At 56.9% G+C, this 26506-nt stretch carries 28 protein-coding genes; 16 read left to right on the top strand and 12 right to left on the bottom strand.

What is annotated here, in order from left to right:
• The first annotated feature begins 14 nt into the window (after window positions 1-14).
• A complete protein-coding gene (locus CVT63_02715) occupies window positions 15-668 on the top strand; it encodes a hypothetical protein (GenBank protein ID PKQ28473.1) in 654 nt (217 codons plus the stop codon).
• Between the two features lie 136 nt (window positions 669-804).
• On the opposite strand, the gene CVT63_02710 is transcribed toward CVT63_02715, so the two are convergent.
• Window positions 805-1224: a dehydratase gene (locus tag CVT63_02710; protein PKQ28472.1), complete on the bottom strand. Its 420-nt coding sequence runs from the start codon at window positions 1222-1224 to the stop codon at window positions 805-807.
• Window position 1225: 1 nt separating this feature from the next.
• On the bottom strand, window positions 1226-1690 hold the full coding sequence (locus CVT63_02705) for a hypothetical protein (protein PKQ28471.1): 465 nt from the start codon (window positions 1688-1690) through the stop codon (window positions 1226-1228).
• A gap of 135 nt (window positions 1691-1825) precedes the next feature.
• Here CVT63_02705 and CVT63_02700 point away from each other — a divergent pair, with 135 nt between their 5' ends.
• From CVT63_02700 to CVT63_02665, 8 genes are all read left to right on the top strand, one after another.
• A complete protein-coding gene (locus CVT63_02700) occupies window positions 1826-2701 on the top strand; it encodes an ATP phosphoribosyltransferase (protein PKQ28470.1) in 876 nt (291 codons plus the stop codon).
• A gap of 70 nt (window positions 2702-2771) precedes the next feature.
• Complete coding sequence (locus tag CVT63_02695) at window positions 2772-4508, top strand: hypothetical protein (GenBank protein PKQ28469.1); 1737 nt, start codon at window positions 2772-2774, stop codon at window positions 4506-4508.
• Between the two features lie 111 nt (window positions 4509-4619).
• On the top strand, window positions 4620-5117 hold the full coding sequence (locus CVT63_02690) for a transcription elongation factor GreA (GenBank protein PKQ28468.1): 498 nt from the start codon (window positions 4620-4622) through the stop codon (window positions 5115-5117).
• Window positions 5118-5200: 83 nt separating this feature from the next.
• The gene (lysS, locus tag CVT63_02685; protein PKQ28467.1) at window positions 5201-6733 is read left to right on the top strand and encodes a lysine--tRNA ligase; all 1533 of its coding nucleotides are present in this window, start codon (window positions 5201-5203) and stop codon (window positions 6731-6733) included.
• A 111-nt stretch (window positions 6734-6844) separates the two neighbouring features.
• Complete coding sequence (locus CVT63_02680) at window positions 6845-7384, top strand: hypothetical protein (GenBank protein ID PKQ28466.1); 540 nt, start codon at window positions 6845-6847, stop codon at window positions 7382-7384.
• Window positions 7356-8420: a hypothetical protein gene (locus tag CVT63_02675; GenBank protein PKQ28465.1), complete on the top strand. Its 1065-nt coding sequence runs from the start codon at window positions 7356-7358 to the stop codon at window positions 8418-8420. Before CVT63_02680 ends, CVT63_02675 begins: the two co-directional genes overlap by 29 nt.
• A 69-nt stretch (window positions 8421-8489) precedes the next feature.
• Window positions 8490-10952, top strand: coding sequence for an NDP-hexose 4-ketoreductase (locus CVT63_02670; protein ID PKQ28464.1), 2463 nt, complete (start codon window positions 8490-8492; stop codon window positions 10950-10952).
• Between the two features lie 96 nt (window positions 10953-11048).
• Entirely contained in the window at window positions 11049-12128 is a 1080-nt protein-coding gene (locus CVT63_02665) for a DNA integrity scanning protein DisA (GenBank protein PKQ28463.1), read from the top strand.
• 119 nt (window positions 12129-12247) lie between these two features.
• Here CVT63_02665 and CVT63_02660 read toward each other — a convergent pair whose 3' ends face one another.
• Window positions 12248-12652, bottom strand: a complete 405-nt coding sequence (locus CVT63_02660) for a hypothetical protein (GenBank protein PKQ28462.1) — start codon at window positions 12650-12652, stop codon at window positions 12248-12250.
• Between the two features lie 57 nt (window positions 12653-12709).
• Window positions 12710-13102: a DUF1573 domain-containing protein gene (locus CVT63_02655; GenBank protein ID PKQ28477.1), complete on the bottom strand. Its 393-nt coding sequence runs from the start codon at window positions 13100-13102 to the stop codon at window positions 12710-12712.
• Between the two features lie 485 nt (window positions 13103-13587).
• On the opposite strand from CVT63_02655, the gene CVT63_02650 reads away from it, so the two are divergent.
• The 5 genes from CVT63_02650 (at window position 13588) to gltA (ending at window position 17744) form a co-directional block, all read left to right on the top strand.
• Window positions 13588-14070 carry a CarD family transcriptional regulator gene (locus CVT63_02650; protein ID PKQ28461.1) on the top strand — a complete coding sequence of 161 codons (483 nt, stop codon included), beginning with the start codon at window positions 13588-13590 and terminating at the stop codon, window positions 14068-14070.
• 78 nt (window positions 14071-14148) lie between these two features.
• Window positions 14149-15183 carry a PIN domain nuclease gene (locus CVT63_02645; GenBank protein ID PKQ28476.1) on the top strand — a complete coding sequence of 345 codons (1035 nt, stop codon included), beginning with the start codon at window positions 14149-14151 and terminating at the stop codon, window positions 15181-15183.
• Window positions 15180-15872: a 2-C-methyl-D-erythritol 4-phosphate cytidylyltransferase gene (gene ispD, locus CVT63_02640; GenBank protein ID PKQ28460.1), complete on the top strand. Its 693-nt coding sequence runs from the start codon at window positions 15180-15182 to the stop codon at window positions 15870-15872. The genes CVT63_02645 and ispD overlap by 4 nt, the downstream gene beginning before the upstream one ends.
• The gene (locus CVT63_02635) at window positions 15869-16336 is read left to right on the top strand and encodes a 2-C-methyl-D-erythritol 2,4-cyclodiphosphate synthase (GenBank protein PKQ28459.1); all 468 of its coding nucleotides are present in this window, start codon (window positions 15869-15871) and stop codon (window positions 16334-16336) included. The genes ispD and CVT63_02635 overlap by 4 nt, the downstream gene beginning before the upstream one ends.
• Window positions 16245-17744 (top strand): glutamate synthase (NADPH), homotetrameric, encoded by a 1500-nt coding sequence (gene gltA / locus CVT63_02630; GenBank protein ID PKQ28458.1) that lies wholly within the window; start codon window positions 16245-16247, stop codon window positions 17742-17744. The genes CVT63_02635 and gltA overlap by 92 nt, the downstream gene beginning before the upstream one ends.
• 87 nt (window positions 17745-17831) lie before the next feature.
• Here the strand turns inward: gltA and CVT63_02625 are convergent, their stop codons facing one another.
• The 3 genes from CVT63_02625 to CVT63_02615 are packed head-to-tail and all read right to left on the bottom strand — an operon-like array spanning window position 17832 to window position 20166.
• Window positions 17832-18509, bottom strand: coding sequence for a hypothetical protein (locus CVT63_02625; GenBank protein ID PKQ28457.1), 678 nt, complete (start codon window positions 18507-18509; stop codon window positions 17832-17834).
• Complete coding sequence (locus CVT63_02620; GenBank protein ID PKQ28456.1) at window positions 18506-19273, bottom strand: hypothetical protein; 768 nt, start codon at window positions 19271-19273, stop codon at window positions 18506-18508. The genes CVT63_02625 and CVT63_02620 overlap by 4 nt, the downstream gene beginning before the upstream one ends.
• Complete coding sequence (locus CVT63_02615) at window positions 19270-20166, bottom strand: hypothetical protein (protein ID PKQ28475.1); 897 nt, start codon at window positions 20164-20166, stop codon at window positions 19270-19272. Before CVT63_02615 ends, CVT63_02620 begins: the two co-directional genes overlap by 4 nt.
• Before the next feature lie 154 nt (window positions 20167-20320).
• Between CVT63_02615 and CVT63_02610 the strand changes: the two genes are divergently transcribed.
• Both CVT63_02610 and CVT63_02605 read left to right on the top strand, forming a co-directional pair.
• Window positions 20321-21259: a hypothetical protein gene (locus CVT63_02610; protein PKQ28455.1), complete on the top strand. Its 939-nt coding sequence runs from the start codon at window positions 20321-20323 to the stop codon at window positions 21257-21259.
• Between the two features lie 20 nt (window positions 21260-21279).
• A complete protein-coding gene (locus CVT63_02605; protein PKQ28454.1) occupies window positions 21280-21465 on the top strand; it encodes a hypothetical protein in 186 nt (61 codons plus the stop codon).
• Window positions 21466-21475: 10 nt separating this feature from the next.
• Here CVT63_02605 and CVT63_02600 read toward each other — a convergent pair whose 3' ends face one another.
• The 5 genes from CVT63_02600 to CVT63_02580 form a co-directional block, all read right to left on the bottom strand.
• On the bottom strand, window positions 21476-22210 hold the full coding sequence (locus CVT63_02600; GenBank protein ID PKQ28453.1) for a hypothetical protein: 735 nt from the start codon (window positions 22208-22210) through the stop codon (window positions 21476-21478).
• A gap of 1 nt (window position 22211) precedes the next feature.
• Window positions 22212-23147 carry a hypothetical protein gene (locus CVT63_02595; GenBank protein ID PKQ28452.1) on the bottom strand — a complete coding sequence of 312 codons (936 nt, stop codon included), beginning with the start codon at window positions 23145-23147 and terminating at the stop codon, window positions 22212-22214.
• 1 nt (window position 23148) lies between these two features.
• Complete coding sequence (locus tag CVT63_02590) at window positions 23149-25665, bottom strand: hypothetical protein (protein PKQ28451.1); 2517 nt, start codon at window positions 25663-25665, stop codon at window positions 23149-23151.
• Entirely contained in the window at window positions 25604-26086 is a 483-nt protein-coding gene (locus CVT63_02585) for a hypothetical protein (GenBank protein ID PKQ28474.1), read from the bottom strand. The genes CVT63_02590 and CVT63_02585 overlap by 62 nt, the downstream gene beginning before the upstream one ends.
• 216 nt (window positions 26087-26302) lie before the next feature.
• On the bottom strand, window positions 26303-26506 hold a 204-nt coding region (locus CVT63_02580; protein ID PKQ28450.1), incomplete at its 5' end, for a hypothetical protein.

Here is a 26506-nt window from a genome sequence, read left to right as displayed (position 1 = left end):
TCATTGACTTCCAGATGCTGGTGCGGTCTCTCGGCGCAAAGGTAGAACAGACATACGCGAACCCTCTTTCTCGCGTGATCGAGCGCCTTCGAAACATGTCAGCAAGCGACTGGTCCAGCGGTAGAGAGAACCTCGTAAACACGCTGGAGGCGGGCAACTCCACTCTCCTCGGCCTGCTCGAGGATCTGGAGCAGTACCTCAACTGCACAACGATCCGGGAGTGGGACGCGCCGAAAAAGCATGACCTCGCGGCTATGACGACACAGGTCGTTCGCGAAGCAGTCGCTACACATGACGCGCAAGGATTGGCGGCATCAGTCGAGCTTTCAGGGCTGCCGCCGGTGTTCGGCTACGAGAGGATGATCCGAACGGCTCTCGAGCAAGTTATAGAAAACGCGTGCGTCGCGGCCCTCATGGGGGAGAAGCGCATCAAGATAACGGGGTGCCGCGAAGACGGCTTTGCGCGCCTCGAAATATCCGATACGGGCCCGGGCCTCTCGAGCGAATCGCGTGAGTTCATGTATGTTCCGTTCTATACCGGATGGGAGGGACATTCCGGGCTCGGGCTCTCGATGGCAAGGCGCACAATGCGAAAGCTTGGCGGAAAAATTGGTGTCATCGACGATGCCTCAAAAGGAACGACATTCTTCCTTCACTTTCCCACTTAACTTTGGGGTCAGGTCTTTTTTCTAAAAGTCGATCGTCCGTCCAGAGGGGTCTGGCAACGTCTACCGCTAAAGCGGTAGACGTTGCCAGACCCTTCTTAAACTTTAGAAAAAAGACCTGACCCCAAAGTTAAGCTCTTTACAGTTCGACGACGGCCTCGCCTTTTGTCAGAACAGAAGTGCCATCCTGTATTCTGGCGCCAACCTCGAGAGTGACGAGGTTCCTGCCTTCCTCGACCTTTTTGTCTGTGACTTTCCCCCAGAAGGTAACGGTGTCTCCCGGCCGCGCGGGGCTGGCGAAGCGGACGTTGAAGTGTTTCAGCGCGCCGGGATCGCCCAGCCAGTCAGTAACGCAACGGCCGAGGCGCGCCATGCTGGAGAGTCCGTGAGCGATTGTGCCTCCGAGCCCGACCTTCTCTCCGAACTCCTTGTCCACGTGGATAAGGTTGAAGTCGCCGCTTGCGCCCGCGTACATCCATAGCATCATCTGCTCGAGCGTCACTTCGAGATCCGGGATTTCATCACCCACATTGACCTGGTCAAATGTAATGTCAGCCATATTAATTCCCTCCTCTGATAACAAAGGTAGCGCGCCCGATTGTCACCAGATCGCCCTCCTGATTCTTGGAGCGAGCCTCGAACACGACGAGGTCGTTGTTCCCCTTGGCCATGACTTCCGCGATCTTGCCCGTTGTGGTGATGACGTCGCCGGGCTTGACCGGCTTGAGAAACTCGAACTCCTGCTCACCGTGCACGAGCATCGCGAAATTGAGCTTCAGCTCGGTGTCGAAAAACATCTGGGCGCAACCCATGAGATTATACACGGCGGCGAAGTTGGGTGGCGCGATGTTGTCGCCATACTTGCTTTTCTTGCCCGTCTCGCGATCGTGGTACATTGAATTCATGTCGCCGATTGCCGCGGCGTACTCCTTCATCTTCTCCCGCCCGATCTCATACGTGGTGACGGGATACTCCCTGCCTACAAACTTCTGATCAATCACCTGCAACACTCCTTTCTTGATCAAGGTTCGCCGCTGTGCATTCGCGCTAAAACATCGCCATTAATCATGCCCGCAGAGCTGTAATTATACCTGATTTCCCATGAGAAGAATCAAGACTGTTATAATTTCTGGTAATTTTGCGCGTGATGGAGGTACACCTTGATAAAGCTGGTTATCCCGAAAGGGAGTCTCGAGGAACAAACTATAATGCTATTGCGTGACGCTGACATCCCTGTGCGGCGCTACAGCGACAGAGAGTACAGCGCCCGCATCGATGACGATCGCATATCGCAGGTTGCAATTTTGCGTCCCCAGGAGATAGGCAAGTACGTAGAGGAAGGCTTGTTCGATCTTGGCATCACCGGCCTCGACTGGATACGGGAGACGGGAGCCGACGTCGAGATCCTCGCCGACTTTCCTTACGCGAAAACAGGCGCGGGCCGAAACCTCCGCATAGTCCTCGCGGTACGGCGCGACTCGGGTGTCAAGAGGACGATGGATCTTCCCGAGGGCACGAAGGTAGCCACCGAGTACCCAAACATCGCACAAAGCTACTTCGAAGGGCTTGGGATCAACGCCAGGATCATCCCGTCCGCGGGCGCGACTGAGGCAAAGGTGCCCGATATTGTGGATGCCATTGTCGAGATAACAGAGACCGGCAGCACGCTTAGAGCGCACGGTCTCGAGATAATTGACGATGTCCTCCACACGTCGACCAGGCTTATCGCCAACCGTGAAAGTTATGCCGACCAATCGAAACGAAAGGTGATCGACGAGATCAAAATGCTTTTGATGTCCACGATCGCCGCGCGCGGCAAGGTTCTCTTGAAAATGAACGTCTCAAAGGCACAGGAAAGCGCGGTTCTCGACGCGCTTCCGGCGCTGGAGTCGCCGACGGTGAGCCATCTGGCGAACGGGGACTCCGCCATAGAGACAGTAGTTGAAAAGAGTACGCTCGCCGGACTCATTCCGCGCTTGAAAGAGAACGGGGCCACGGGAATCCTCGAGATTCCTCTTGGGAAGGTGATCCCCTGAATATGGGGTAGACGGAAAGGTAGACGGTGCCTGACCCCTTTCATTTTCATGAAACTCTTGCGGAGGGATATTGAAGGAGCGGCTTTCGCCGGAAGCTCTGGCGATGATTTTCCAGTGGGTCATTACGGTGGTTCTCACGCCATTTGTGCTCCTGCCGCTTTTCCTCGGGCAGGAGATAGATTTCGCCGTGAGGCTAACCGTTGTTATCGGCGCCTGCGCCTGTGGCGCAGTGATGACCGTTGTCTATTTCAAGAAGCGCGCCTCGCGCATGTCCGCCGCCGCTATCGTTGAACAGAGAAAGCGAAGCGAGTCGGACATCAGGTATCGGATCAGCCATAAACTATCTTCAAGCCTTGACATGGGGAGCGCGCTCGAGAACGCCTGCAAACTGGCCATTCACGAGACAGAATCGGCCGGCTGCGCCGTGTTTCTTGTGGAGGATGGCAAAGACACGCTCGCCCCCGTGATGTCGGTTGACGCTTGCGGAACGGCAAGGCGTGATTTTCCCGCCGGGGACGATGTCGTGGTTGCGCGGTTCGAGGAAATGTACGATCTGGCCGCAAGGCCACCCGCGCTCCAGGCGAGAGAATCCGGCGGCGCCGACATCTTCCCCGCGTTCCTGCGCGCCAGGGGCACGCTACTTGTCGCGCCTGTCTTCACGCGCGGCAACCTGTCGGGCCTCCTCTGCTGCACGGATCCCGCGCGCGGGCGCTACGATGAATCTCATGCGTCTCTGCTGGCCGCGCTTGCCGGCGAGACGGCGCTCGCCGTAATGAATGCCCGCCTTCACGAACACATCAAATCCGACGCGGCGCAGATGGCGAGTCTCATTCAACTGGCGAACGCCATCGGATCCACCGCTGACCTCAAAAAGGTGATGAGGCTGGCGCTCGACACGGTGCGGCACCTGTTCGACTGCGACTCGGGCCTTATCTACCGTGTAGATGAGACTGAAGGATATCTGCGCTACATGGAGTCCTTCGGCTACTCAGAGGAGATTCTCGACAAGCTTTCCACGCCTCCCTACCCATTAGTTCAGGAGTGTTGGACCGTCTCCGAGGACAGGCTTATTGAAATTGACGACCTTTCACAGACCAGAGTAGAGTGTCGCACACTCGAGAAGATCGGCCAGGGATCAACGATTTGTGTGGGTATCCAGGCGGAGGGCAAGACTCTGGGCGTGCTTCACGTGCGCAGCGAGCGTCCCTGCGCGTTTGACGAGAAGGATCAGCAGCTCGCCATGGCGGTCGCCGATCAGATAGGCATTGCTATCCAGCGTGCTTTACTGTTCGAGGAGATCAACCGCCTCGCCGTGACCGATCCGTTGACCGGGGTCTTCAACGTGAGACGTCTCGAGGCCGTGTTGCGCGAAGAAGTCAGCCGGGCGAAGCGATACGGAAGGTCGGTGTCCTTTATCATGATGGATGTTGACAACTTCAAGGAGTTCAACGACACGCTCGGCCACCAGCAAGGCGACATTGCCCTCTCGCGAATAGCGTCTATAATCGATGGCGCCACAAGAGACGTTGACAAGGTCTTCCGTTATGGCGGGGATGAATTCTGCGCGGTGCTCCCTGAGACAAATGCTGTCGATGCCGGGATAGCGGCGGAGAAGATACGCCGAGAGGTATTCGACTTTTGTCTCTCGGAAGAGAAAAAAGTTTTGGGCAGCGCTCTCACCATAAGCGCCGGCGTCGCCGCGTTCCCCGAGAACGCCGCCGAGGAATCAGAACTCGTTCGCCAGGCTGATATTGCCCTCTATGCCGCCAAGCAGATGGATCGCAACACGGTCGTTCTGGCTCGTTGACGCACTTCAGCCCGTTGCAAACACACGACGCCATGCATATAATACAGCCCAATATTCAGGCAATCCCGACTCTCATGCGCAAGTAGTTGTTTCTTACTCAAGGGGAGGCAAATGGAACTGATCAATACCGAGAACAAGGATGAGGTTATCCTCACGGAAGAAGGGCACAACAAGCTCAATGAGGAGCTGAATAAGCTCAAGAACGTCAAGCGGAACGAAATTGCCGAACGTCTCAAGCAAGCTATCAGCTACGGTGATATCACGGAGAACTCGGAGTACGATGACGCAAAGAACGAACAGGCGCGAATCGAGTACCGCATCGATACGATAGAAACCATACTGGCGAATGCGAAAGTAATATCCCGCAGGCAGGTGAAAACCAAAGAGGTCGGCATCGGCTCTATGGTTGAGATCAAGCAGGTGAGCTCGGGCAAGAAGTCGCAGCGGTATCGCATCGTGGGCTCGGCCGAGGCTAACGCCGAGGAACATTCCATCTCGTTCCAGAGTCCCGTGGGACAGGCGTTGATGGGCTTGAAGGTAGGCGACGTCGCGCGCGTGTCCGCGCCCGCCGGTGAGAAGAAGTATCGTGTGCTTACTATCAAGAAGTAACATTTAACTTTGGGGTCAGGTCTTTTTTTAAAGTCGCTGGCCTTCAACCCGGATAACGCGTACCGACTTTTTAGAAAAAAGACCTGACCCCAAAGGGGAAACATCCGGTGGAAGAAAACGAGCTCCAGCGCGTGAGGCGCGCCAAGCTGCAGAAGATATTGGACGCGGGTGGCGAGGCCTATAAGCCGTTCTACGGCAAACCCGGCGATATCGTACATGCCGCGAACCTCGCGAGCGAGTTCGCGTCCATCGATCCCGGTAGCGCATCCGGCAAGAACGTTGTTGTCGCGGGACGCCTGATTGGACGGCGTGAGCACGGCAAGGCCACGTTCGCCGATCTTCAGGACTCGAGCGGCAAGATACAACTGATGCTCCGGCAGGATGTTGTGGGCGAAGACTCTTATGCTCTGTTCGGAGACCTCGACATGGGTGACTGGACAGGAGCGACAGGAGAAGTCGTGCGCTCTCGCCGTGGTGAGCTCACTATCGCGGTGCACTCTTTTGAGCTTCTCTCCAAGTCACTGCGCCCGCTCCCTGAGAAGTGGCATGGGCTCAAGGATCGTGAGCAGCGCTACCGCCAGCGATACCTTGATCTGTTAATGAATCCGGAGGCGCGGTGGGTGCTCGAATCGCGCGCCAGAATGATCAAAGAGATCAGGCGTTTCTTCGACGAGCGGGGTTTCGTTGAAGTAGAGACGCCTATGCTTCAGCCAATCCCCGGGGGGGCCACCGCGCGCCCATTCGTGACGTACCATAATGCCCTGGGGATGGACCTCTACATGCGGATCGCCCCCGAGCTCTACCTCAAGCGGTTGCTGGTCGGTGGATACGACAAGGTCTACGAGCTCAACCGGAACTTCCGCAACGAGGGCATAAGCGCTCTCCACAATCCGGAGTTCACGATGCTCGAGGCATACCAGGCTTTTGTCGACTACCGGTATCTGATGGAGTTCCTTCAGGAGCTGATAACCAGGGCGATAGTCGCGGTACACGGCTCGAGCGAGTTCGAGTTCGCCGGCATGAAAATATCGCTTGCGCCGCCATGGAAAAAAGTGACCATGCTTGAAGCTCTGTCAGAGTTCGCCGGGCTCGAGCTTGACATTACGACCGACGCTTCGCGGCTCAAGGCGCTGGCCGCGGAGCGCGACATCGAGGTTCCGTCAACCGCGGGACCCGGTTGGATAATCAATGAGCTCTACGAGAAACTCGTCGAACCGCTGCTCATCCAGCCCACGTTTGTTCTCGACTACCCGGAGGAAGTGTCGCCGCTGGCGCGCAAGAACCTAAGCTCCCCGGGCTTTACCGAAAGGTTTGAGATACTCGTTGCCGGTCATGAGATCGCGAACGCGTTCTCCGAACTGACCGATCCCGTGGATCAACGCGCGCGCTTCGAGGCGCAGGCCCTCAAACGAGCCGCCGGGGATGAGGGGGCGCAGCCCTCAGACGAGGAGTTTCTCGTGGCGCTCGAGTACGGTATGCCGCCCGCGGGAGGTCTCGGGGTGGGCATTGACAGGCTGGCCATGCTGGCGACCGGGCGCCAGAATATACGAGACGTCATCATCTTCCCACATCTGCGCCCCCGGCACGGTAGGTCATCTCAAACACATGTCGAATAGATTCACGAGGAGTGGCCTGTTGATGCACTGACGGATCCACCAGAACCGCTCCGGTAAACATTGTATTGCCAGCCAAGCGAAATAATTGGACGCCCACGGGGAACGGACGCAATGAACATCTTCTGCGACGAATGTAAAAGGAACATAGCCACAGTCTTTCTCACCAGGATATCCTCAAACGAAATCTCGAAGGCGCAGTTTTGCGAGAAGTGCGCCAACCGGATAGAGGAAACGGCCGAGGCCGCGAACCTGTTTGCCGTTCTCCCACATATCCTGTCCGGAGCGCGGGAGATGGACGAGCCTGTGGCCGAGGACGCGCTATCGTCGGCCATCATAACCTGTGAGACTTGCGGGACTTCGTTTAACGACTTTCAAAAAATGGGATTTCTTGGCTGCTCGCACTGCTATGAGGCTTTCAGGGAGTTGCTGGATAAAGTGTTGCTCGAATTTCAGGGGGCGACTGAGCACGTTGGAAAGATTCCGGGGAAGGCCTCAAAGAGCGCGCGGTTGCGCAAGCGCCTGTTGGAGCTCGAGCATCACCTGGAGAGGCAGGTAACGCAGGAGGAGTACGAGGCCGCGGCCGCTGCCCGGGACAAGATAAAAAAGATAAAAGGCGAGCTCGATATGGACAAAGACAGTGGCGCAAAATAAGGCGCGCAAAGCCGGCGCGCAATGGTTGAGAGAGCAGGGACCGGAATATCCCTTTGTTCTGTCATGCCGCGCCCGGTTGATCCGCAATATCGATGGGTTGCCATTCCCTGTGGAGGCCGGGGAAGAAGATCTGATGAGGGCCAGGGGAATGATTTTCGAGGCCGTGTCGCGCCGCGTTGCCCATGACAAGGACTGGGAAATGCGCCTGGCGGAGGAGCTTTCACGTAACCAGCTCGAGATGATGGCCGAGGAGCGCTTGACAGACGTGTCTTTCTCGAACCGCCGCCAGGGCCGGGCCGTGACATTGGGCCCGGACGACGGCCGGAGCGTGGTGGTCAATGAAGAAGACCACGCGCGCATACAGACGGTACTTCCGGGCGCGCAGTTCATGAAGGTCTACGCCACTGCCGATGACATTGATAATAGAATAGAGAGCGAAGTCAAGTATTGCTTCGATCAACGGGTCGGATACCTGACCTCGTATCCAGGCAACGTGGGCACCGGCCTCGAGGTGTCGGCTATCTTGCACCTGCCGGCACTGGTGATCACCGGCGAGATAGGCAAGACAATCTCCGCCTTGAGCCAGGCGGGCATCTACGTCAGGGGGATGGATGGAGAAAGGGCCGGTGTGGCCGGGAACCTTTTTCAGATAGCGAACAGGCAAACACTCGGGCGCACGGAGGAGTTTATAACAACGAACATGGACATGATTGCGCGTCAGGTGGCGGACAATGAGAAAACGGCCAGAAAAATGATGATAAGGGAGGATTCCCTCGATCTGGCGGATCGGGCGCACAGGGCTCTGGGAGTGGTAGAGCGATGCCGGCGTGTCTGTTACTATGAAGCGCTGGAACTTATCTCCCTGATGAAGCTTGGGGTCGACACGGGAGTTCTCCCCGTGGGCGATTTCAATCCTTTGTCTGTTGGGATGGAGATAGGCTCTTACCACTTGCTGGAGCTTCTCGGCGCGGAGACCGTCGAGGTAGACATTGACAGGGAGAGGGCCGTCCAGCTTCGCCGGATACTGGACTTGTGAAGATGCGCTCGCTGCTCGCATAGACGGTTTATTGCATTTATTATAACAGGGAAGTGGGAGGAAAAAGAGTTGTTTCAAAGGTTTTCAGATAGCGCCAGACGGGTTGTGGTTCTGGCTCAGGAAGAGGCCAGAAAGCTCAACCATAATTACATCGGGACAGAGCATCTTCTTCTCGGTCTCATCCAGGAGAGGGAGGGGATTGCCGCGAAGTCGCTCGAGGCTTTCCATGTTGACCTCGAAGCCGTTCGCAGCCAGATTGTCGAGGTCATCGGGAGAGGATCGAGTTCTCCAAGCGGCCACATCCCGTTCACGCCGCGAGCCAAGAAGGTGCTCGAGCTTTCGTTACGCGAGGCGCTCCAGCTGGGCCACAACTATATCGGCACCGAGCACATCCTGCTCGGGCTCATTCGCGAGGGGGAAGGGGTAGCGGCAAAGGGCCTCGTCAAGCTTGGCGTCGATCTCGAGCGCCTGCGCAATCAAGTGCTCAAGGGTCTGGCCAGCGGGTCTGCCGCGGGCGAGCCGGCGGGCGGCGAAGGCGCGGCGGGTCCCCTGATGCTCGATCAGTTTGGCCGCAACCTTACTGAGCTCGCGACGCAGAACAAGCTCGACCCGGTCATCGGACGCGAGAAAGAAATTGAACGGGTCATGCAGGTGCTCTCCCGCCGCACCAAGAACAACCCCGTGCTGATCGGCGAGCCGGGCGTCGGGAAGACCGCTATAGTCGAGGGATTTGCCCAGTGCCTGATATCGAACGAGGTTCCCGAGATGCTGCGCGGCAAACAACTGTACACGCTCGACCTCGGCACGCTTGTGGCCGGCTCGCGTTACAGGGGCGATTTCGAGGAGCGTCTTAAAAAAGTCATCAAGGAGATCCGCGGCCGCGGGGACATCATTCTGTTCATCGATGAGTTGCATAATCTGGTCGGGGCAGGTGCCGCCGAGGGCGCGATAGACGCCGCCAGCATCCTGAAACCGGCGCTGGCGCGAGGAGAGCTTCAGACAATAGGCGCGACAACAATGGACGAGTACCGCAAGCACCTCGAGCGTGATGCCGCCCTTGAGCGCCGGTTCCAGCCGATAACGGTCGAGGAACCGACAGTCGAGCACACAGTTGACATGCTCAGGGGCTTGCGCGACCGTTATGAGGAGCATCACAAGCTCCAGATAACTGATGGGGCATTGATCGCGGCCGCGAGACTCGCGCACCGATACATATCCGACAGGTTCCTGCCCGACAAGGCGATAGACCTTATCGACGAAGCCGCGAGCAGGCTCCGCATGCGCGCTACGACAGCTCCTCCGGACGTAAGGGAGCAGGAGGATGTCCTTGCGAAGTTGCGCCAGGAGAAGCAGGCAGCGATTGCCACGCAAGATTTCGAGAAGGCCGCGAGCATGCGCGACAGGGAGCAGGCCACCATCCTCGAGATCGCGGGTAAAGAGAAAGACTGGAAGGCGCCGCACTTGAGCCACAAGCTCCAGGTGACCGCCGATGACATAACCGAGATCCTTTCCTCCTGGACGGGCATCCCTGTCTACCAGCTTACCGAAGCGGAGAGCGAGAAGCTTCTTCGTATGGAGGAAGAGCTTCACAAGCGGGTCGTGAGCCAGGAAGAGGCTGTCGTCGCCATCTCTCAGGCGATACGACGCACCCGCGCCGGCCTCAAGGATCCACGCCGGCCTGGTGGCTCGTTCATCTTCCTGGGACCGTCAGGGGTAGGCAAGACCGAGCTGGCGCGCACGCTCGCTAATTTCCTGTTTGGCAACGAAGACGCGCTGATTCAGATCGATATGTCCGAGTATATGGAGAAGCACAGTGTCTCGCGACTGGTCGGCTCTCCGCCAGGTTATGTTGGACATGAAGAAGGTGGGCAACTAACCGAGGCCGTGCGCAGGCGCCCGTTCTCCGTGGTGTTGCTCGACGAGATAGAGAAAGCGCACTACGACGTGTTCAACGTGCTCCTTCAAATTCTCGAGGACGGCAGGCTGACCGATACGCACGGCCACCAGGTGGACTTTCGCAACACGATCGTCATAATGACGTCCAACCTTGGCACCGCGGAGACACACAAGGCCGCGCCGATGGGCTTCCAGCCCGGAGGCGAAGGGTCGATGTCTTACTTCGATATGAAGGAGAAGGTTATGAGCGAGCTCAAGCGCACGTTCCGCCCTGAGCTTCTCAACCGCATCGACGATGTCATAGTCTTCAATGAACTGAGCACTGACGAGGTCAAGGTAATCGCCGACCTGCTGCTCGACAGGGTGCGCGATCAACTTGGCGAGCAGGACATCGGGATCGAGATAACCGAGGCCGCCAAGGACATGCTTGTCAGGGAGGGGTTTGACCCGTCAATGGGGGCGAGGCCGCTCCGGCGCGCTATAACCAGGCTCATCGAAAACCCGATATCCGAAGCGATATTGCGTGGTACTTTTACAGGCGGCCATGTTATCGCGGTCGACGAAAAGGACGGAAAGCTCGACTTCGAGATCCGCGAGAACGCGGAAGTCGCCACCCCTGTCGGCGCGAACAAGTAGACTAACCAAATCAGGGGTCAGGCACCGTCTACCTTTCCGTCTACCGCTAAAACGCAACAAAGGGGCCTGACCCCGGTGTTGCGTTTTATCAGGAGGATGGATGTGAGAATGGACACCGCGAAGCAGAGGCAAGGCAAGCTTATCGAGATCCTGGAGAAAGTCTCACCCGGCACTGAACTTCGAGAGGCTATCGACCGGATACTCCGGGTGCACTCTGGAGCGCTCGTCGTCGTCGGAGGCATAACCGAGTTACGCCATATCATGTCAGGCGGGTTCAAAATCAACATAGAGTTTAGCGCTCCCAGGCTTTTCGAGCTGGCGAAGATGGACGGGGCGGTTATCCTGTCTGACGACCTCAAAAGCATCCACTTCGCGAATGTCCATCTCGTGCCGGATGCGTCGATCCCGACACACGAAGCCGGGATGCGTCACCGCACCGCCGAGCGCGTCGCCCGAGGGCACGGGAACGCGTTTGTGATAGCGATTTCTGAGAAGATGAACACGGTCTCTATTTACGTCGGGGATGATCACTTTACTCTCGAGAACATCCCGCTCGTGCTCGCGAAGGCGGATCAGGCGTTGCAAACCTTGAGCCGCTACAGGGCGCGCCTCGACAAGGAATATGGCCATCTCAACACACTGGAAATCGAGGGCATGGTCATGCTGCGCGACGTGATCAAGGTTGTACAACGCAACGAGATGGTCACGCGCATTGCCGACGAGGTGCGGTTTCAGGTAAGCGAGCTTGGAAAAGATGGGAGGCTCGCAAGCCTGCAGTTGAACGAGCTCATGGCGGGCGTCGAGGAGTCCCAGAAGCTTCTGATCAAGGACTATCTGATCCAGCGCGACGGACGGGACTCGGCGTCCATCGCAAGAGAGCTGGAGACCCTCACGGGAGATGAGTTCATGGATGACCTGACAGTAGCGAGAGCGCTGGGCTTTCGTAGTTCCATCGAGTTGATGAACAAGCTCGTGCGCACGCGTGGCTATCGCGTGCTCTCGATGATACCGCGCGTGCCCTCAAGTGTAATTGACAGGGTCGTGGCCAGGTTTGATAACCTCAAGAACATAATGACCGCTTCTCCCGCTTTGCTGGATGAGGTCGACGGGGTCGGTGAGCGCCGGGCGCATGCGATCAAAGAAGGCCTGGATCGTATCTCCGAAGAAAAGGCATAATGGGGTCAAACCAAAATATGCGTTTTTATGGGCGCTCCCATCATTTATTTGTTACAAAACGCATATTTTGGTTTGACCCCATTATGCCTTTTCGTGTCCACTGACACTTGACGGCGTATTTATGGAGCGGAGGATCCGGGCGCTATCGCATATTTGATAGTGCAAAATCCTGTGCCACGCTTATCGACTCCCAAAAGCGTGGGGCGCATTCTAAGCACGCGGTTGATTGCCATAAGGCCGGTTAACAGGATAGGACACAGCGTTGGCGCTCCTTGTGCGCGCAACAGGTCGTTGCCCGGGCATATGACGCAATTTTCGATCTTGATATCAAGTTCGTTTGAGTCGATGGACACAGCGACAACCTCCGCGAATCCGAGCTCTTCGGAGAGAAACCGCTCGAACAACACCCTGAACTCTTCCCTGTCACCGACAGGGCGCCCGAGCTCTGACATCCAGTCTTTAACCCACGCTGAGGCGATTTTCGGCTTTATCTTTTCCAGGTCATTCTTGGTCGCCAGAACCATTGCTCGGTGATACTTCCAGAAGAATTGGTTTTCCCTCTCGGTCAAATGATTCTTCTATCAGGTGAGGCTGTAGAAACCCAGGGTTGAGATGCGGTCATTCTCGCGCTTCATAGTCCCGTGAAGGTCGATTCCTGTAAGAGTGCAAATAGCCGCCAGAAAAAAGAGCGATTTGCCAAGCTCTTCTTCGAGGACTTCCGCGCAATTGGCGCAAATCCGCCCATCCAGGTGTGTCTTGACGTACTCGCTCATTTCGCTCAAGGATGCGTCAGCGGGCAACTCCTGCTTCGACGCGTTGATTTCCAGACAACCGCAAGAAGTTACTGCCTTGGCCAGAGCGCGGTTCACGCGAGAACAGGCGTCCTGATACTTTGTCATAACATCGAGGATGCTGCGGTGTCGGATAAGCGACAGCGATACGGTTTCCTGGAATTCATTGCAGGTGGCCTCAATTTCTCTTGTCATCTCAACCTCATTTCAGAAGGCGAAGAACGATATGGATTTCAAGTCGGTTAATTATATTTTTCTGTCGAGAACGGTGTCAAGGAAGGCGCCACTTTCCACGTCTCTGGTGACCAGCGAAAGTGGGTAACTAATTAGGGGTCAGGCACCGTCTACCGCTGCGCGGTAGACGTTGCCAGACCCCTCTACGCAGTAAAGGTAGACGGTGCCTGACCCCCGCTGCTGTTGATTCTTTTCAGCAAAGCGAGGGGTGTTTTTCTCGACCGACGTCTCAAGTCCGCGAGCGGAGGGTGAGGAAGGCGCCCGAGAATTCTTGTCGCCCGGGGCATTATATGTTAACATGAAGCTCCTGCGTGGAATAAAACATCCCGCATCAAGAGACAGGCGAAGATTCTCCTTGTGTCCTTTTTGGTTGCGTTGCAAGTCGACACAGCCTGGATATAGGCGTACCTGAGTTTGAAGGGAGCTGCTGAAAAGTGTTCAACGTTGGAGATAGAATCGTTTATCCAAATCACGGCGCCGGGGTTGTTCAGGAAGTCAAGACCAAGAAGGTCGATGGAGAGAGCAAGAAGTGTTTTATTCTTCGTTTTCACAAAGGCGACCTCAAGATTACCGTCCCGGCGGAAAAAGTTGAAGACGTTGGTCTTCGAAGTGTCATCTCCAAAAGACAGATCAAATCTGTTTTCGAGATTCTCAACCAGGAACAGAGCCAGATGCCGGCCAACTGGAATCACCGCTACAAGAAAAACTGCGACAAAATCAAGAGCGGCGATGTTTACGAAGTTGCCGAAGTTGTTCGCAACCTCTCCATACGCGATCGCGAGAAAGGTCTTTCGGCGGGCGAGAAGCGCATGCTCGGTCAGGTGCGCCAGATACTCCTTTCGGAGATAATCTCCGTTTTGAATATCGATGACGAGAAAGCCACTGGGATGCTCGACGAGGTGTTCTCGGGGAGATAGCTCGAAGGTGCGAAAGGCGATTTGAAATGTAATTAATACGGGGAGGCGTTCAGCGTGGTAGTGGTGGTCGTCCGCCTGATGAGCATGTTAGCCTGCTCTTACAGTGGATATTGGATCTCCGATTTACTGAACGACAATTATATCCTGAGAACCCCGCAACAAGTCCTGGCAATCATTGTGGGCATTATTCTGGGGCTCCTCATAGGATTTGTTGTCGGCGGTCCTGTCGGAAGATTGACAGTCAACATATTCGACGAACTCGAGCTTGCTTTCCACAAGGCCTCGGGCATCAACATACTGTTTGGTTTCGGAGGCGCCCTGGCGGGCCTGGTCGCGGCAACGTTTCCATCGATAGCGCTGTTTCGCTTCGGATATCCGGGGAGCGTCGCGTCTGTTGTCCTTTTCCTGTTGTCCGGCTTTATAGGGGCCAGGATAGGGATTATCAAGCGCTCGGAACTTTCGGTCATCTTCAAGGTATCTCCGAGCTTCGCGCTGTCTGGAGAGTCGCGGGCGATCATCCTTGACACAAGCGTGATAATAGATGGTCGGATTGTGGACATAGCCAGAGCCGGGTTCCTCGATGGCATAATGCTGATTCCGCGATTCGTCTTAAGTGAGCTTCAAGCGATTGCCGACTCAGCAGACGCGCTAAAGCGTAGTCGGGGGCGCAGAGGACTTGATGTGCTCAACGCGATTCAGCAGCTTGATAACGCCGGAATCGAGATTACCGATGAGGATTTCCCCGAAATCATGAATGTAGACGATAAGCTTACGGCCCTCGCGAAGAAAACGGGGGCGCCGCTTGCCACAAACGACTTCAACCTCAACAAAGTGGCCGTGATACAGGGGGTAAAGATCCTCAATATCAATGAGCTTGCCGGCGCTCTAAAGCCGGTGGTGCTGCCGGGAGAGGATATGCGGATCAATATAACCCGCGCGGGCAAGGAGCCCGAACAGGGAGTCGGGTACCTCGACGACGGCACGATGGTGATTGTAGAACGCGGCAAGAAAAAGATAGGCTCACAGGTCACGGTGGTCGCGACGAGCGTCCTCCAGACACCGGTCGGCAAGATGATTTTCTCGGAGCTCTCAGAAGAGCGACCGGAGACGTGACGGTGGCTTTTGCGGTGATTGCCGCCGCTGGCGGCGGCGACAGGCTGGGGAACTCTGTCGCGAAGTTCGAGGTTGACCTCCTCCACGAGCCTATGGTTCTCTACTCGCTTAGAGCTTTTCAGCAATCCGGCGCGATTGAAGGTATCGTCCTTGTTGTGCCATCTGGCCGCCTCGACACGTGGAGCGTAGCGTCGCTTCGAGCGTCAGGGATATCAAAGGCGCATTCGACAGTCGCTGGAGGCGCGACGCGCAAGGAGTCTGTGTTTCTGGGCCTTCAGGCTGTCGAGGAGAAAGATGGAATTGTCGTGGTGCACGACGCCGCCAGGCCTATGGTAACGCCAGTGATGATCGATACTGTGTGCGAGATTCCACGAGGAATGGCGGGCCTCGTAACGGCGATTCCCGTCACAGACACGATCAAGGAGGTCGAGGGCCGCGTGGTGGTATCGACACTTGACCGCACGCGATTGGTGTCCGTTCAGACTCCACAGGCGTTCGAGCTGAGCGCGCTCCGCGAGGCCCATCGCTATGCCGCGAAGGAAGGCTTTGAGGGAACGGACGACGCGTCGCTCGTCGAGAGGATCGGCGGGCGTGTCGGGGTCGTCGAGGGCGCTCCTGAGAACATCAAGGTGACCTACCCGGCGGACCTCCGAATGGCGGCCGCTATATTGAGCGGGAGGGAACGGTGAGAACAGGCATAGGTGTGGACGCGCACCGCTTTGCCGAGGGCAGGCGGTTGTTCCTGGGGGGAGAGGAGATTTTAGGGGCGCCGGGCCTGGCGGGGCATTCAGACGCGGACGTCGCGCTGCACGCGCTCGCGGACGCGCTCCTTGGGGCGTGCGGCGCGGGAGACATCGGCGAGATGTTCCCGGACACCGATCCCGCGCACAAAGACGTGTCCGGCGTGGCGCTGCTCGGCAAGGTCGCGGGTGTCGTGGGGGAGCGTGGCTTCAGAGTGGTGAACGCCGACATCGTCATTATTTGCGAGGCGCCGCGGATCGCGCCTTACCGCGCGGCGATGCGTTCGCGGATAGCGTCCGCTCTCGGCATCGACACGGAAGATGTATCCGTCAAAGGCACTACGACTGAAGGCATGGGGTTTACGGGTCGCGGCGAAGGCATCATGGCGATCGCCACGGTTCTCGTTGATTGATCGACTTAAAGGAGAGACATTGGCAGGTAAGCTCAAGCCGGATCGGGTGCCGGCGCGCCGTCGGGCGTCCGTTGAAAGGATAAAAGATTTTGAGGAGGTCGCGCTGGGGTACGACCTCGACGAGGCCGTCGCTGAAGCCGAACGGTGCCTTTTTTGCAAGAAGCCCGGGTGCGTGAAAGGGTGTCCGGTTGGCGTCGACATCCCTGGGTTTGTGGAACAAATCAAGGCTCGCGAGCACATCGCCGCCGCGGCGCGCATCAAGGAAGAGAACCTTCTTCCCGGCGTGTGCGGCAGAGTGTGCCCTCAAGAGAGTCAGTGCGAAGCTATGTGCGTGCTTGGGAAGAAAGGAGATCCCATCGCGATCGGCGCTCTCGAGAGATTTGCCGCCGACACGGAGGCCGCGAGCGGTCACGCCAAAACACCCGCGCTCATGAGCAGCACCGGCTTGCGGGCGGCTGTGATAGGTTCGGGCCCGGCGGGGCTTACCGCAGCAAGCGAGCTCGCGAAACGCGGCCACGCTGTAACCGTCTTCGAGGCGTTGCACGTGGCGGGAGGGGTGCTCACCTACGGCATCCCCGAGTTCAGGCTTCCCCAGCGTGTTGTCGATCGCGAAATCAACATGCTCGAGAGCATGGGCGTCGAAATCGAGCTTAACTTCGTGGCGGGGCGCACCGCGACATTAGAGGACATCCGCGGTGAATACAATTCCGTCTTTATCGGAACAGGGGCGGGGCTTCCGTCGTTCATGGGTATACCAGGAGAGAATCTCAACGGCGTCTACTCGGCGAACGAGTTCCTCACGCGAGCCAACCTCATGCGGGCGCGCAGTTTCCCCGAGTGCGACACCCCGATAAAGCGAGGAGGAAAGGTGTGCGTCGTGGGGGGCGGAAACGTCGCCATGGACTCCGCGCGCACCGCGCTGCGCATGGGCGCCGAAGTAAACATCATCTACCGCCGCTCGCGCGTGGAGATGCCCGCCCGCAAGGAAGAGGTCGACCATGGGGCTCAAGAAGGCATTGTTTTCCACATGCTCACCAACCCCGTTGAGGTGCTGGGAGAAACCGGGTGTTGTGTGGCGATAACCTGCCAGAGGATGGAGCTCGGCGAGCCGGACGAATCAGGACGCAGGAGGCCTGTGCCGGTCGAAGGTGATTTTTTCACTCTCGCGACCGATACGCTCGTCATGGCGATAGGAACGCGAGCAAACCCGTTGCTCACCTTGACGGCGAGTGAACTCGAACTGAACAGGCGGGGCTACATTGTAGCTTCGTCAGAGACGTTTGCCACCAGCATTCCCGACGTCTATGCGGGCGGTGACATCGTTACAGGCTCCGCGACCGTGATCGAGGCGATGGGCGCCGGCAAGACTGCGGCATGCCAGATGGACAGGTTCATGAGGAGTGTCTAATCAAAGTTCCCCCCTGATAAGGGGGGCGAGGGGGGTTCTCCCCGACGCATGAGGAACGGGCCGCAGGCATAAACGAACTACACGGCTCTAATGCTCATGCTTATCTTTGTTGTGTTCGCACTCTGGGTCTGAGCATTTGTACTCTTGAACCGGCGCTTTTTCCGGGATTTTCTTCTTCCCGGCCAGCACCTGGTCGATTACATTTTGGAACACCTGGTTGGCGAGCGCCTGGTCAGGATCCTTCTCGAGCTCAATAGCTTTTCTGTTGTGATAGCCGGCTTTAGCGGGGTCTTTTTTAAAGAAGAAGTAGATAGAGGCGAGGTTTTCCTGCAGCAACGCTGAGTCAGGGTTGTACTTCATGCCTTCTATCGCGAGGTTGAGCCCCGCTTTGGGGTGGCCGAATACGCACAGCATGTAGCTTGCGTAATAGAAAGACATCTCGAAATGAGTGTCCAGCCTGGTTATCATCCAGTAGTAAGGAAACAGGAACTTAGTGTCGGCTGTTGAATGCCCTGTGTATTCGTGAAAGATATCGTCGGTCTTCGTCCAGAAGTACGCGGCGAGAGTCTGGCGCACACCTCCCAGCAGATCGAGGACGGAGCGGCCGCTGTCAAATGGCGAGCTTTCATCCCATCGGTCACGCGCGGTCACGCATCTGTCCACGGACACCTGCAGAAACGCGCCACCGGCGAGGAGCGCTACCACCAACGCGACCACTGTGATCTTAAAACGCCTGCCACAAAGCCGCCGCCACACTTTTCTCACAGGTCTTTTCTCCTGAACGCGGCATATCCGATAGCGATAAAGATCGCGGTGAACAGGAGCGCGTAGCCCGTTATCCTCAACAAGTACCATGTGGAAACGCCACTGCCGTACCCCACCTGCTGGGAGATGTTGAAGTTCTCGAGGTTTGGGAGCGCGTAGTAAAAGGCGCCAGCGGGCCCCTTGAGAAACCAGTTCGTCCCCGTGACGAGCGACCGGTGCAGAAAGTCGCTCTTTATGTGGCAGGCAAAGTAAAAAAGGATAGAGGCAAACACGTTGATTGGCGCGCTTGCGAACGTGGAGATCATCAAGCAGAACGCCGCGATGGCAGCCGCCTCGAGAAAGACGGCGAACACGCCCTGGAAGATAACCGGCGAAAAGACCTGAACTCTCACCGCGAGCATTATCAGCGTCTCTACGCCCATGATAAACAGGATGAGCGCGAGTGTCGCCACTATCCCCAGGTATTTGCCGACAAGGTACTGGATCCTGCTGACGGGCTTCGAGAGGATGTTGTATATGGTCTTTCTGTCAACCTCGCCTGGCACCTGGCCAACCGAGAGTATCACCGCGAGCGCCACTCCAAACAGCGAGGTGAGGCTGATCGAGATATCGCGCAAGAACTGCGTACTGGCGCCGAGCTCGAAGGTGGGCAGAAGCGGCGCGAGCGCGACTACGGCTATGCCAAACAGGAACACCACGTAAAATAACTTTTTTCTCGCGGCGTCCTTGACGACGTTCACGGCTATCGCGAGAGTGTTTCTCACGACGACGCCTCCTTGATGGTCTGAAGGAAAAGATTCTCGAGCGACATGTGATACGGTTGCACGGACACAAGCTCCATGTCGAGCGAGCGAGCGGTCTCGATAACGCGGTACGTGTCGGAACTCTCGACTTCCATGACTGTAAGGCCGTCACCCTGCTCGACCGAGCGCGCGAACCGGAAGCGCTCTCTCGCCACCGGGTCTTCGCCACGCACAGTCACGCGCGTCAGGCCAGAAACTGTCAGCAATTCTGAGAGATTGCCCTCCTTCACGGACCGCCCGGCGTTCATGATGCTGACGCTGTCGCAGATGTTCTCCACCTCGGAAAGCTGATGGCTCGAGACAAAAATGGTTTTTCCCTGTTCTTTGAGGTGCAGGAGGATGTCCCGCACCTCTTTCTGGCCCACCGGGTCGAGGCCGCTCGACGGTTCATCGAGGATCACCAGCTCAGGATCGTTCAGGAGCGCCTGTGCGAGACCGAAGCGCTGCAACATTCCCTTGGAGTACTTGTCCAGTGTGAGGTGCGAGTCGCGACGCAGGCCGACGAGCTCGAGTAATTCGACAGATTTCATTTTGAGAGCGTTACCGCTCAAGCCGAAAAACTTGCCGTAGAGCGCAAGCCCTTTCTCGGCGGTCAGGAAGTCGTAGAAGTAAGTCTGCTCGGGGAGGAAACCCAGCCGCGCGTGAACCGATCGATCGCCCAGGGGTTTTCCAAGCAAAGCGCCGCTGCCTTCATCGGGAAACACCAACCCCAGAAGCATCTTAAGGGTTGTTGTTTTGCCGGCGCCGTTTGGTCCGAGCAGCCCGAAGACATCACCGTGGTCCGCGCCAAGGGAGAGATCCTCAACCGCCGCCCTTCGCCTGGTGGCGGCGCCGACGCGGAAAGTTTTTTTGATGTTCTTGAGTGCAACCGCTTTTTCTTCCACGCTTCTTCCTGCTTCCGCGCATGAAACCTCAATGAATTCCAGGTTGCATTATACTTGAACCCGCGCGCGTTTTAAATCGTCTTATCTACGATGCCGCGCAAACCCGTTGAAAGAGGAGGATGACATGGAGGAGAAGCAAAAAAACTCAACGATCTTGAAAAAGACGCTGGCAATTGGTGGAGGAGCGCTCATTGTCCTCCTCATTTTGCTGGCCATAGGGTTTCTGACAGGCGCAAAAAAAGATTCCGGCGAGCGCGCTATCAGCCTCGGCGATGGCGGATCCTCGCAGGGAGACTTCGAGCCGCGCGCGAAGTCGATGAATCCGGGCGAGGCTGCTCCAGACGAGGTCAAGTCAGAGCGCGCCTCGTTGACGACGATCCCGGGCATTTCGGGCCTGGACATCAAAATGATCAAGACAGGCTCACTTTCCCTGGAGATCAAGAAAGGCGATTTCAACGAGGCGTACGCGAAAGTCTCCTTTATCGCCGAGGGCGCGGGAGGCGCCGTGTCAGAATCCAATTCTGAATCTTCGAAAGGACGGATCACCGGAGGGACGATAACCATCCGCGTGCCGAATTCTGTTTACCCAAAAGTGATGGAGCAGCTCAAGAAGTTAGGCAAAGTGATCGCGGCCCGTGAGCAGTCGCAGGATGTGACCGAGGAGTATGTCGACCTCGACAGCCGCATCCGCAATTTGAACGCTCAACAGCAGGTTTACCTCGGCCTGATGGCCAAGGCCACAACTATCGAGCAGGGCATCGCCGTGCAGCACGAACTCGCGTCCGTAGAGGAACAGATAGAAACGCTCACGGGGCGGAAGAACTATCTGGATAACCACGTCCAATTCTCGACCATAGCGGTTGTGCTGGCCGAGCCCGGGAGATCCGTGAGCGCCGGTGAAGAATGGGGGTTTGCGCAGGCGCTCAGAGACGCCGCGCACAATGTCGTCGATGGTGTCAACGCGGTTGTCCGGTTCCTCGGGGCCGCGCTCGTTTACGCGCTGATCATCGGCGCGTTCGGCTTGCTCGCATATCAGGTGGCGCGCAAGCGCGCAAAAGCTTAACTGTAAGGAGGAGGCGTGAAATGTGCGAATCCAATGTTTACCTGAGGGATGACGAAGGAGAAAAACTTGTCATGGAAGACGCCGTCTTCGTGGAGAACGTGGGCGGGCTCATCAAAGTGACTGACATCCTCGGCAATCACAGGGAGTTTGCCGGCAAGCTCGAAGAGGTGACCTTCCTCGAGCACCGCATAGTCATTAGCGCGTGAGAACGGCTTGCTATATGTCCAGAATCTTCTTGAGCTCTGAACGTTGCCGGCGGCTCATGGGGATCTTGCTCCTGGCCGGATCGCTCATGGTGATCTCGTAAGAAGACACCCCTACCTTCATTATCTCTTTTACTTTCTGGAGATTTGCTATGTAGCCACGGTGCGTCCTGAAAAACTTTGCCGGATCGAGCATCTTCTCGAGTTCCCCGAGCGTGTGGTTTGTGAGGTACCGGTCGCTGTCCGTGTAGAGATATGTATATTCCCTTTGGACGTTCACGAAGTTGATATCATCGATATCCAAAAGGAGTGTCCTGCCACTCTCCCGCACGGGAATCCGGGAACGGGCGGTTCTGGCGTCTCCACGGCCCGAGCGTTTGAGCACGGTCTCCACGCGGGCTATGAGCTCGAGCGCGCTGAACGGCTTCGTTATGTAATCGTCGGCGCCGCCCCGCAAGCCCTGCACCTTTGACTTCTCATCCGCCAGGGCCGTGAGCATTATTATCGGGATGCCCCTGGTGCGTGAGTTGTCGCGCATCTTCGTGAGCACCTCCCAGCCGTCTATCTTCGGCAGGAGGATGTCGAGAAGGACGAGGTCAGGATTTGTGTCTTTTGCTTTCGCGAGACCTTCCTCACCGGTCCTGGCGGACTCTACTTGATAGCCCTCGAGCCTCAGGCTCTTGGTGATCATCTCGTTTACAAGAGGCTCGTCCTCCACGATGAGCACCTTCTGTTTATCTCCGGGCATCTCACTTCTCCTGCTCCAGGCGGCGGTCTATCTCATATTTGCTTGCGGGGAACGACATAGCATACTCAAGCACTTCTCTGGCTATTTCCGCCGCTTCCCAGTGAGACTTTATCGGACGATGCCTGTTGGAGGAAATACCGATCGACACCGTCATCAATGGATTCTCTACCACGGCCCCACATCGGTCAAAAGTCGTGATGCAGGCTTTGTTGAGATCCTTCAAGTCGTAGAAATCGCTCAAAGCGCAGTCGAAACCATCGAGGATGTCCCTCGCGATAGGTTCAGCTTTCTCCGGAGTTGTGATGATGCTGAAGTTTCCTTCGCCCAGGTAGCAGGCGTTACTTTCATCACCATGTTCGGCGATGGCCTCGGTTATGGTCTTCGAGGTAAAGCGAATAACGTTCTCAAACCTGTCCACTCCGTAAACCTCGCGGTAAGGGCGTAGATGATTGATGGAAATGCGCAGATAAGAGAACTGTTCCCCCGACATGACCTTCGCCTTGAGAATGTCGTCAGCGGCAATATTTCCCGGTAGCCCCGTCAGCGAGTTGGAGACGCACTTGCTCGCGACCCGATCCAGGTTCATGTTGATATGCTCGATCAGGTCGGCGAAGCTGAAGGGCTTGGTGATGAAATCGTCCGCGCCCGCCTCGAGGCCCGCGACCTTGTCTTCGACCTCCGTACGCGCCGTGAGAAGGATGATCGGGATGTCGCCGGTTTCTTTGTCTTTCTTGAGCTGGCGGCATATCTCATAGCCGTCGATGTCCGGCATCATGATGTCGCAGATGATAAGATCGACGTCTCCTTCGCGCGCGAGTTCAAGCCCTGTCGTTCCGTTAAGGGCCACTTTCACATCGAACGCCTCCAGGCGCAGATTGATGGCTATTATATCCGCGACTGTCTGCTCATCTTCAACAATAAGGATGCACTCAGACATTTCAGCCTCCCGTCAGATCGCTGGCATTGGGAAGGCGGCCACCCGATGGCGCAAGCGGCATGGTGAAGATCACTGTTGTGCCTTCGCCTTTCTTGCTCTCGGCCCAGATGCGTCCGCCGTGCGCTTCTACGATAGACTTCGTGACGTAAAGACCCAGCCCCGCGCCGGAGATGTCGCTGGTGGATGACAGCCCGGCGCGATCGTATTTGTCGAAGATAAAAGGCAGTTGTTCCTCTGGTATCCCGGCGCCGCGATCCGACACGGAGACCATCAATGTTTTCTCGAGGCGCTTCGCGGATATCGTGACGTTGCTGCCCTCGGGCGAATACTTCATGGCGTTGATCACGAGGTTCAGTAGCACCTGCTCGAGCTTCGCGGGTTCCGCGAGAACGGGTCCCATGCCCTCGGGCAAGTCGAGAACGATGTCGCGGCCCGCGGTTTGCGGCTCTATCCTCGTTATGACCTTGCTAACGAGTTTGGGGAAATCTACCGATGTCGGTTTCAGATCCAGCCGACCCGCCTCGATGCGCGAGAGATCCAGGATATCGTTGATGAGCTTTGCCATCTGGTCGGCCTCTCCCGCGATGATGTCTATGAAGCTCGAGCGTGTCTCGTTGTCGAACCGCGTGTCTTTGCGCTGCAACGTGTTCGCGTAGGCTTTTATCGAAGTCAGAGGGGTGCGCAGTTCGTGCGAGACCATAGAAACGAAATCGCTCTTGGCCTGCTCGACCCGACGGAGGGCGGTAACGTCGTGGAGAACGGCTACCACGCCGCCACTCTGGGAGGCGAGCGTCTTGATCGGCGCGCAAGATACCTCGATATGACGGCCCGATGACAGTACGATGGTCTCTTTGAGCAACGGCTCACTGCCGCCGATCGCTTCGCGGATGAGGTGGACGAGCGCATGCTCCCCAACGGCGTCCTCCAGAGACTGCCTGAACCACTGTCGCGGTCGCGCCACATCAAGCATGTCGAACAAAGTCGTGTTCGCCATTAGAACCTCGCCGTTGTTGTCGACCGCGAGTACCCCGACCACGACGCTTTCCAGGACGGTCTCGAGTTTTGCTTTCTCGAGAGCAAGTTCACTTGCCATGCGCATTATGTCGCTGATATCCTCGAGCAGCACGATGGCGCCGATGACCTTGCCCCACTGGCTCGTTATCGGCGATACATGGGCGTTCAGGGCCCTGCCATCTGTTGCTCCCGCGGTAATGTTGAGATTTGTGGAGAATGACGCTGAAAACTCATCAGCGCAATCGATTATTCGGTCACGGATATCGTGGCAGAGTTGCCGCCACTGTACGATCTTCCCCTTGAGGAGAAGATCCAACGGTTCGACCGGCCCCGGGCGGGCGTCCAGCATCTCGCGAGCGGCGCGGTTCGTCAGCACGACGTTGCACTCTCGATTCACAATGACAAGGCCATCGGCCATGCTCTCGGTTATCGCCTCGCCACGCGACAGTAATTGCTGGTAAAGATCCGCTCTCTCGATGGCTTCCGCCGCCAGGTTCGCGACCGATACCAGCAGCTTCAGGTCGTCCGCGTTGAACTTCCTTTTTGTACTGCTCGCGCAGGATATGACGCCGATCGTCCTGTTGCTGATCTGGATAGGCGCGGCGATCGCGGATGCCACTTTCTTCCTGGCGTCGGGGAAAGTAGCGAAGCGTGAATCCTTGCTGATATCAGTAGTGATAAACGGCTCGCCGTTCTTGGCGACCCAGCCGATAAACCCTTCTCCCATGCGGATGGCGATCTGCCCCCTGGATACCTCTTCCGCGGCGGCGCCCGATATCTTGACGATCAGGCTGTTGGACGCGGGGTCGAGCAGCCGGATCGAGCTGATGTTAGTGCCGAACACCGCGTCCATCTCGCTCAGTAAACGGTGGAGGACCTGTTTGATGTCCAGGGATTCACCGAGGGATCGGCTTATCCGATAGAGAGTAGAGAAAATTTCTTTGTGTCGGAATTTTCGTCGGTAGGTCGACAGGAGTATGTTGATAGCCACCGGAAAGATCGCGAGCGTCACTATTTCAACAGATATCAGGGCCACTGTCATTGAGCTGTTGTCGAGCAGAGCGCTTGCAAGCAGGAAAGATAGTATCGCGTAAGCGGAAAAAGCCGTCGTCTGGTAAAAGCTGGCGGTAAAGGCGGGGATCATCAGCGTGACGAGCAAAAAAGCGTAAAGTGGGCTTGTGACGCCACCGGAGAAACCAACCGCGAGAGCGACGACCGCAATGGACACCGTGAGTTGCGCGATGTTGATGAGTTCAATGCGCCTGGTATCGAGACGTTTGAGTGGCGCGAGGTAAGAGGCGGCGTTCAGCGCCGCGCCGACTCCGAGCACCAGGCCGTACGGCAACGGTCGTGTGAACGGCTTGCCTAATGCGGGCGCCACAGAGGCGACTGCGAGAAACAGCCATTGAAGGTTTCTCGCGTCTTGAAAATTGAGCGTATCGTTATTCACCGAGTTGCATGCCTTCTTCTCTGTCATCCTCTGCGGAGTAGGATTGCGCGACATAGTAGATGGCACGGTCGAAGTACAGAACTACGCGATTGTTCAACTCGAGGGCCTGGTATAGCTCCAGGTTTATGGTGAGAAAGCCTTCCTGAAGGATGAACAACCATATATGGCGCTTCAACACCATCAGCGCCATTATGACTTCTTCCACCGCGACACCTTGTTCTCTTCGAACCTGGCCCAGGCGCTTGTAAAAGGAGGCCAGTTTCTCTCTGGGGAGACGCTTTCCGAGAAAGTACCCCATGCGGCTGCAGACGCTCTCGGCCCTTTCCTGGAGTTCTTCGCGAGGGATATTCCAGTACGAGCGTGTGTAAGGGAGAGTTGAAACGTCGTCTACCCACCGTTCGGCGATTGTCGACGCGTTTTTCTCGATTATCTTTACAAGCTTGCTCGCGACTATCATAGCGATCCTTTCGCCCATCGAACGGCACTGATTATTCTATTGGAACAGGGAATTACTGGCAATGAGGCTCGGGATGTCTTCCGTGCAAAAAGGGGTCTGGCACCGTCTACCGCGCAGCGGTAGACGGTGCCTGACCCCTGGCGCGCCTTGGCGCGTCCGCGCACTATTGAGGGACTGATCCCTTTTTGCACGCCGTGAAGCGTCAATCAGAAAAGGAACGGAAACATGTTTGAGTCAGGAAATCCGTTGCTCGGACTTCAACGTGGCATTGTGCTCGCGCGAGGTTGCCTGAACGACTTTCTCGCGAATGTACTCGCCGGAGAGGTTTCGCGCGGGGAAATATGTTCCTGCCAGCGCGTCCGCGATACGCCTGGCCGCTGTCGGCCTGGATCCAATCGGCGAACCGTCCTGTCGAGGCGCGCTGTCGAGAACAATAGA

The organism is Candidatus Anoxymicrobium japonicum (assembly GCA_002843005.1).
GTDB classification, from domain to species: domain Bacteria; phylum Actinomycetota; class Geothermincolia; order Fen-727; family Anoxymicrobiaceae; genus Anoxymicrobium; species Anoxymicrobium japonicum.
This window is presented reverse-complemented; position numbering and strand designations above follow the sequence as displayed.